This window comes from Pseudodonghicola flavimaris, from assembly GCF_030164425.1.
Lineage (GTDB): Bacteria > Pseudomonadota > Alphaproteobacteria > Rhodobacterales > Rhodobacteraceae > Pseudodonghicola > Pseudodonghicola flavimaris.
On sequence record NZ_JASNJD010000017.1, the window covers coordinates 98418 to 105378 of the forward strand.

At 66.0% G+C, this 6961-nt stretch carries 8 protein-coding genes; 5 read left to right on the forward strand and 3 right to left on the reverse strand.

The annotated features are described in order from the left end of the window. Positions 1 to 131: 131 nt before the first annotated feature. The 3 genes from QO033_RS18800 to QO033_RS18810 all read left to right on the forward strand — a co-directional run bounded on the left by QO033_RS18800 (position 132) and on the right by QO033_RS18810 (position 2785). Positions 132 to 1967 carry a M3 family oligoendopeptidase gene (locus tag QO033_RS18800; RefSeq protein WP_284482506.1) on the forward strand — a complete coding sequence of 612 codons (1836 nt, stop codon included), beginning with the start codon at positions 132 to 134 and terminating at the stop codon, positions 1965 to 1967. A gap of 96 nt (positions 1968 to 2063) precedes the next feature. Next, positions 2064 to 2552, forward strand: coding sequence for a GNAT family N-acetyltransferase (locus QO033_RS18805; protein WP_284482507.1), 489 nt, complete (start codon positions 2064 to 2066; stop codon positions 2550 to 2552). Beyond that, entirely contained in the window at positions 2552 to 2785 is a 234-nt protein-coding gene (locus QO033_RS18810; RefSeq protein ID WP_284482508.1) for a hypothetical protein, read from the forward strand. Before QO033_RS18805 ends, QO033_RS18810 begins: the two co-directional genes overlap by 1 nt. A gap of 6 nt (positions 2786 to 2791) precedes the next feature. Here the strand turns inward: QO033_RS18810 and QO033_RS18815 are convergent, their stop codons facing one another. Together QO033_RS18815 and rpoH are read right to left on the reverse strand one after the other, a co-directional pair. After that, positions 2792 to 3061: a DksA/TraR family C4-type zinc finger protein gene (locus QO033_RS18815; RefSeq protein WP_284482509.1), complete on the reverse strand. Its 270-nt coding sequence runs from the start codon at positions 3059 to 3061 to the stop codon at positions 2792 to 2794. A 267-nt stretch (positions 3062 to 3328) separates the two neighbouring features. Next, the gene (rpoH, locus tag QO033_RS18820; protein WP_284482510.1) at positions 3329 to 4225 is read right to left on the reverse strand and encodes an RNA polymerase sigma factor RpoH; all 897 of its coding nucleotides are present in this window, start codon (positions 4223 to 4225) and stop codon (positions 3329 to 3331) included. Positions 4226 to 4560: 335 nt separating this feature from the next. Here rpoH and QO033_RS18825 point away from each other — a divergent pair, with 335 nt between their 5' ends. After that, positions 4561 to 5238, forward strand: coding sequence for a DUF4386 domain-containing protein (locus QO033_RS18825; RefSeq protein ID WP_284482511.1), 678 nt, complete (start codon positions 4561 to 4563; stop codon positions 5236 to 5238). Here QO033_RS18825 and QO033_RS18830 read toward each other — a convergent pair. Then, on the reverse strand, positions 5192 to 6235 hold the full coding sequence (locus tag QO033_RS18830) for an RluA family pseudouridine synthase (RefSeq protein WP_284482512.1): 1044 nt from the start codon (positions 6233 to 6235) through the stop codon (positions 5192 to 5194). The two genes, QO033_RS18825 and QO033_RS18830, sit on opposite strands and share 47 nt — an antisense overlap. On the opposite strand from QO033_RS18830, the gene QO033_RS18835 reads away from it, so the two are divergent. After that, a complete protein-coding gene (locus tag QO033_RS18835) occupies positions 6207 to 6602 on the forward strand; it encodes a DUF6476 family protein (RefSeq protein WP_321170051.1) in 396 nt (131 codons plus the stop codon). The two genes, QO033_RS18830 and QO033_RS18835, sit on opposite strands and share 29 nt — an antisense overlap. The last annotated feature ends 359 nt before the right edge of the window (positions 6603 to 6961 follow it).

The window sequence follows — 6961 nt, forward strand, 5'->3', positions numbered from 1 at the left end:
CGCGGTCCGTCGTCAGCCCCGCCCCGCCGCACACACGCGCGCCCCGGGTGGTGAAACACCGCGCAAGGCTTGAACAGCCGGGCGGCTGCACATACTCCTTTTGAAAGACAAGACACGAGAGGATTGCCATGATGCCCTTCGCCGCCCCCTTCCCCACCCAGCGCCCCGCTTTCGAGAAGCCGGAGGCCGGGGGCGCCGCGCCGCTGGGCAACCTGCCGGACTGGGACCTGAGCGATCTCTACCCCTCGCCCGAGGCGACCGAACTGAAACGCGATCTGGACTGGCTGGAACAGGCCTGCGCCGATTTCGCCGAGGATTACGAAGGCAAGCTGGACACGCTGGACGCCGACGGGCTGCTGACCTGCGTGCTGCGCGACGAGAAGATCAGCCAGATCGCCGGCCGCATCATGTCCTACGCCGGCCTGCGCTATTACCAGCAGACCACCGACGCGGACCGCGCCAAGTTCCTCTCCGACTGCCAGGAAAAGATCACCAATTTCACCACACCGCTGGTCTTCTTCAGCCTGGAGCTGAACCGGATCGAGGATGACAAGCTCGCCGCGCTGCTGGCGGAAAACGCCGATCTGGCGCGCTATGCCCCGGTGTTCCGCCGGCTGCGGGCGATGAAACCCTACCAGCTCTCCGACGAGATGGAGAAATTCCTGCATGACATGGGCGTCGTCGGCGACGCCTGGGAGCGGCTGTTCGACGAGACCATCGCCGGGCTGGAATTCGAGGTCGACGGCGAGGAGCTGGGCATCGAGGGCACGCTGAACCTGCTGACCGAACAGGATCGCAGCAAGCGCGAGGCCGCTGCGCGCGAACTGGCCGCCGTTTTCGAGAAGAACATCAAGACCTTCGCCCGGGTCCACAACACCCAGGCGAAAGAAAAGGAAATTATCGACCGCTGGCGCGGCATGCCCACCGCCCAGACCGCCCGGCACCTGTCCAACGACGTGGAGCCCGAGGTGGTCGAGGCGCTGCGCACCGCCGTGGTCGAGGCCTATCCCCGGCTCAGCCACCGCTATTACGAGCTGAAGCGCAAATGGCTCGGACTCGACCGTATGCAGGTCTGGGACCGCAACGCGCCGCTGCCGATGGAGGCCACCCGGCTGGTCGGCTGGGACGAGGCCGAGAGCACGGTGATGGAGGCCTATAGCGCCTTCGATCCGCGCATGGGCGAGATCGCAGCGCCCTTCTTCGCCAAGGGCTGGATCGATGCCGGTGTCAAACCCGGCAAAGCGCCCGGCGCCTTCGCGCATCCCACGGTGACCGACGTACACCCCTACATCATGCTGAACTACCTCGGCAAACCACGCGACGTGATGACCCTGGCGCATGAGCTGGGCCACGGCGTGCATCAGGTGCTGGCCGCCGGCCAGGGCGAGATGCTGGCCTCCACCCCGCTGACCCTGGCCGAGACCGCCAGCGTCTTTGGCGAGATGCTGACCTTCCGCAAGATGCTGGACAAGGCCACCAACCCGGCCGAACGCAAGGTGCTGCTGGCCGGCAAGGTCGAGGACATGATCAACACGGTGGTCCGGCAGATCGCCTTCTACGATTTCGAATGCAAGCTGCATGCGGCACGCCGCGGCGGCGAACTGACGCCGGACGACATCAACGCCCTGTGGATGAGCGTTCAGGCAGAGAGCCTCGGGCCGGCGTTCGATTTCATGGAGGGCTACGAGACCTTCTGGGCCTATATCCCGCATTTCATCCATTCGCCCTTCTACGTCTATGCCTATGCCTTCGGCGACGGGCTGGTGAACGCGCTCTACTCGGTCTATGCCGAGGGCGCGCCGGGCTTCCAGGACAAGTATTTCGAGATGCTGAAAGCCGGCGGCTCGAAACACCACAAGGACCTTCTGGCCCCCTTCGGTCTGGACGCCTCCGATCCCAAGTTCTGGGACAAGGGGCTCAACATGATCTCCGGCTTCATCGACGAACTGGAGGCGATGGAGGAATGAGCGAATGTCCCGGAAACCTTCCAGAACCGCCGTTCACGGACGACCGGAAGGGGCCCGGGACCGGCGCCGCAGCTAAGACGGACCCTGCTCAATATCATGCCTGACGTCACCCTCGCCCCCCTGCCCCGCGACCGGCTTGATCTGATCGCGCATCTGAGCCTGCCGCCGGAACAGCATCAGTTCGCGTTCCCGCCGGTTACGGCGATGGCCCGGGCAGACGGCCAGCGGGACGGTCATATGATCCTGGAGGGCGACGCGGTGGTCGGTTTCTTCGGCATCGATCCGGGCTATGCGGAGGCACATGACTTCGCCGAGGCCGGCAGTATCGGGCTCAGGATGTTCTCCATCGATCATCGTGCGCAGGGGCGCGGCATCGCGACCGCCGCCAGCCGGGCGCTGCAGCCCTATCTGCGGGCGCAGTATCCCGGGGTGGCCATCTGCTATCTGACCGTCAATCATCGCAACCCGCATGCGAAATCCGCCTATCTCAAGGGCGGTTTCGTGGACATCGGGGCCGATTACCTGGGAGGCGCCTCCGGCCCGCAACATATCCTGCGGCTGGCCTTGAGCGATCCGGCCGGCTGATGATCCGCTGGGCCGATATCCGGGCCCGGCTGCAGCCGACCCTCAACAGGATCAACGCACGGGTGCCACGCGGGGCGCGGTTCCTGCTGGGGATTGTGCTGATGCTGGGCGGCGTCTTCGGGTTCCTGCCGGTCCTGGGTTTCTGGATGCTGCCGCTGGGGGCAATGATCGCCGCCTTCGATCTGCGGCTTTACCTGCGCTGGCGGCGACAGATGAAGCGCCGCAACCGCTGAGCCGGATCACTTCAGCTGGCTGTCCTTGGAGCCGCGCCGGTTGATGCCGCCCCGGGCCTTGTAGGCGCCGTCGCGTTCCTGCTGGCAATCGATACAGAGCTTCACTCCCGGGATCGCGCGGCGCCGCGCCTCGGGGATCGGCTCGTCGCATTCCGCGCAATGGGTCAGGCTCTCGCCCACCGGCGCGCGTTTCGCCTTCAGCCGCGCCAGCTCATCGCTGATCGAGGCTTCGATCTGTTCGTTCACCGCGCCGTCGCGCGACCATCCACCGGCCATGACGTATCCTCCAGAGGCTGCAAATCTATGTCGCCGGGCCGGCCTTGCCCAGAGGCGCCGGCGCGATGGCGGCGATTTTCCCCCGCCGGCGCCCAAAGCATCAGCCGATGCGCGCGCCGCAACCAGCGGGATTGAGGGGCCAGCCCCTCAAACTCCCCGGGATATTTGCCGCCAGATCGAAGGGGGGCGCAAAAGAAAACCCCGCCTGTTGCGGCAGGCGGGGTTTTCGCAAGGGCCGGTGTGGGGAGACCGGTCTGCCGCTCCGGTTCAGGCCGGGGTCAGCATGCCCTTTTCCTTGGCCAGATCGCGCATCTTCTTCTGCAGCTTTTCGAAGGCGCGCACCTCGATCTGGCGGATGCGTTCGCGGCTGACGTTGTACTGGCTGCTCAGATCCTCCAGCGTCAGCGGTTTCTCCGCCAGCCGGCGCTGAGTCAGGATGTCCTTCTCGCGATCGTTCAGCACATCGAGCGCTTGGGACAGCAGCTCGCGCCGCGCCTCAAGCTCGTCGCGGGCCTCGTAATCGGCGGCCTGATCGGCATCCTCGTCCTCAAGCCAGTCCTGCCATTGCATCGAGCCTTCGCCCTCGCTGCCGACGGTGGCGTTGAGCGAGGCATCGCCGCCCGACATCCGCCGGTTCATCGAGGTCACCTCGTCCTCGGTCACGCCGAGGTCGTTGGCGATCTGCTTGACATGTTCGGGGCGCAGGTCGCCCTCCTCCAGCGCGCCGATGCGGGCCTTGGCCTTGCGCAGGTTGAAGAACAGCTTCTTCTGCGCCGAGGTGGTGCCGAGCTTCACCAGCGACCAGGACCGCAGAATATATTCCTGGATCGAGGCGCGGATCCACCACATCGCATAGGTCGCCAGCCGAAACCCCTTTTCCGGGTCGAAGCGCTTGACCGCCTGCATCAGGCCGACGTTGGCCTCCGAGATCACCTCGGCCTGCGGCAGACCGTAGCCGCGATAACCCATGGCAATCTTGGCCGCCAGCCGCAGGTGGCTGGTCACCATCTTATGCGCGGCCTGGGCGTCCTGCTCCTCGACCCAGCGCTTGGCCAGCATGTATTCCTCTTCCGGCTCCAGGAGGGGGAATTTGCGAATCTCCTGCAGATACCGATTGAGGCCCCCTTCGGGCGTCGGTGCCGGCAGGTTTGCATAATTCGCCATGATCCTCTGTCTCTCCGTCTCTCTACGTTATTTCGCGTTATGTATATTAGCTTAACATTAAGGTAGGTAAGTGTCCTTGCCTTTTCAAGGCCCACCTCCTTATTGGCTGATACGCAATATGGGCCCGGTTCCGTCGCTGCGAAAGACATGCAACAGCGCGTTCACGCGCATGTGGTCTGCCGTGCAGAAGATGTAACATTCTCCCCGAGCCCCGGCGAAACCCGATATGGGTTCATTTTCGCTTGATTTTTCGCCAATACCGTGTGGTTTTCTTGTGCCGCGCAACCGTTCGGCCGGGGCGCATCCGTTCAGCCCCCGTACCGAAAGGCTTCGCGTTGACTGCCCACTCCGTCTCTCTCGCCGCCGCGCGCCCGCTGTTGCGCCTTGCCGGCCTGCTCTACCTGGTGATCATCCTCTGCGGCATCGGTGCCGAAGTGGCCGTCCGGGCACCGTTGATCGACCCGCAGGCGCCGACCGAGACGGCCCGTGTCATCGCCACCGCCCTGCCCCTGTGGCGGCTGGGGCTGGCCGCCGATCTGGCGATGATTCTGGCCGATGTCGCCATCGCGGCAGTGTTTCTGCGCCTCTTCGCCACCGGCTTTCCGGTGCTGGCGCCGATGGCCTTCGGGCTGCGGCTGGTGCAGGCCGCAGGGATCGCCGCGGCGGTGATCCCGCTGGCGCTGGTGCCGGAGCTGACCGACCACCCCATCGCCCTGCTGCAGGCTTTGCGGCTGCACGACCTGGGCTATGACACCGCGCTGATCTTTTTCGGGTTGAACTGCCTGCTGATGGCGCGGATGCTCTGGCCGCTGATGCGGCCGTTCCTGCCACTGGCAATGGCCGGCGCCGGCGCGGTCTATCTCACCGGCAGCCTGGCGGCGCTGACCGCGCCCGCTCTCGCCGCGGCGCTGGAGCCCGCCTATCTGCTGCCGCTGGTCGCGGAAACCGGGCTCTGCCTCTGGCTGATCACGACGGGTTTGCGGTCTCCCCGCGCAGGGCAGCCAGAAGGCTGACCATATCCCCGGGCAAGGGCGCCTCGAACCGCAGCGCCGCGCCGCTCAGCGGATGCACGAAGCCCAGCACCGCCGCATGCAACGCCTGACGGGGAAATGCCTGCACCGCCTCCAGCGCCACCGGGCTCAGCGCCTTCTGCGCCAGTTTACGCCGCCCGCCATAGGTCGGATCGCCGATCAGCCCGTGGCCGGCGTGCGCCATATGAACCCTGATCTGATGGGTGCGTCCGGTTTCCAGCCAGCAATCGACCAATGCCGCCACTTCGGGGGCGCCGAAGCTTTCCTCGACACGCACCCGGGTCACCGCATGGCGGCCGCCCTGGAACAGCACCGCCTGCCGCTGACGGTCGGTCCGGTGGCGGGCCAGCTGCGTGGTGATCTTCATGATATTGCCCGGCTCGAAGCTGACCCCGCGCACACCGCGCAGCCGCGGATCGTTGGCATCCGGCACGCCGTAGCAGATCGCCTTGTAGTGCCGCTCGGCGCTATGGGCCTCGAACTGGGCCGCCAGCCCATGGTGGGCGGCATCGCTTTTCGCCACCACGAGGAGGCCGCTGGTATCCTTGTCGATCCGGTGCACGATGCCCGGACGCCGGACGCCGCCGACGCCGGAAAGCTCGTCCCCGCAATGATGCAACAGCGCGTTGACCAATGTGCCCGAGGGCGACCCCGGCGCGGGATGCACCACCATGCCGGCAGGCTTGTTGATCACGATCAGATCGGCATCTTCATAGACGACGTCCAGCGCGATCGCCTCCGGCCCGATATGGCTGTCTTCCGCCGCCTCCAGCGTGATCTCCACCCGGGCTCCTTCGGCGATGCGGGCCTTGGCATCGGTGACCGGCTGGCCATCGATCGCCACCGCCCCCTCGGCAATCAGGCGCGCCAGCCGTGTGCGCGACAATGCAGCCTCTGCTGGCACATCCCGCGAAAGCGCCTTATCAAGGCGGGGCGGCGGATCGGCCGCGATGTCAAACACGATACTCCGGCTGTTCATGAGCGATCCCCTGCCCGATCCTTCCCGCGATCCGTCCCCCGCCACCGATGGCGGGCCCGGACATTTGACGCCCTCCCCCGAACCGGCGGCGCCTGAGCCGCGCCAGCTGAAGGTCCTGCGCCTGCTGGTCACCACGCTGATGGTGGTGATGATTCTCGGCGTTGTAGTGATCGTCGGCCTGCTTGTCACCCGGCTGACCGCCGACCGCACACCGCCGCTGCCCGAAACCGTCAGCCTGCCCGATGGCGCCCGCGCCCAGGCGGTGACCATGGGCCCCGGCTGGTACGCCGTGGTCACCGAGGATCAGCGCATCCTGATCTTCGATGCCGACACCGGCGCGCTCCGCCAAAGCATTCAGATCGACTGATCGGCGCGACGGGATCGCGAAACAGTCCCGCGCTGAGCGCGGGGAGCAGGGTCCACGATCTGGTGGCGACCGTCCTCTTCTGGCTGAGAATCCTGCCCCGGGACATGGTCCGCCGCCGCTTCATTGGGATTGACCTGCCCCGCTCAACACCGTCGCCTGGACGCCCCCCGCAAAAGAAAACCGGACCGGGAAACCCCGGTCCGGCTGAGAGCACTTGGCTTGCGGTGACGCGCCTGGCCCCGATCAGAAGAACGAGAAGTCGGAGACGTCCAGATCGGCCTTGTGCACGCCCAGGAGCGTGATGGTGTTGGACGCATCCACCGTGATCACGGTGTTGGGGCCCACATCGGCGGTATGGC

What these genes read in the sequence shown, in the direction of transcription:
- QO033_RS18815 (WP_284482509.1), bottom strand. Translation starts at nt 3,061, where the DNA reads ATGGCCGGTGGATGGTCGCGCGACGGCGCGGTGAACGAACAGATCGAA.
- QO033_RS18835 (WP_321170051.1), top strand. Translation starts at nt 6,207, where the DNA reads ATGTCAAACACGATACTCCGGCTGTTCATGAGCGATCCCCTGCCCGAT.
- QO033_RS18830 (WP_284482512.1), bottom strand. Translation starts at nt 6,235, where the DNA reads ATGAACAGCCGGAGTATCGTGTTTGACATCGCGGCCGATCCGCCGCCC.
- QO033_RS18800 (WP_284482506.1), top strand. Translation starts at nt 132, where the DNA reads ATGCCCTTCGCCGCCCCCTTCCCCACCCAGCGCCCCGCTTTCGAGAAG.
- QO033_RS18810 (WP_284482508.1), top strand. Translation starts at nt 2,552, where the DNA reads ATGATCCGCTGGGCCGATATCCGGGCCCGGCTGCAGCCGACCCTCAAC.
- rpoH (WP_284482510.1), bottom strand. Translation starts at nt 4,225, where the DNA reads ATGGCGAATTATGCAAACCTGCCGGCACCGACGCCCGAAGGGGGCCTC.
- QO033_RS18805 (WP_284482507.1), top strand. Translation starts at nt 2,064, where the DNA reads ATGCCTGACGTCACCCTCGCCCCCCTGCCCCGCGACCGGCTTGATCTG.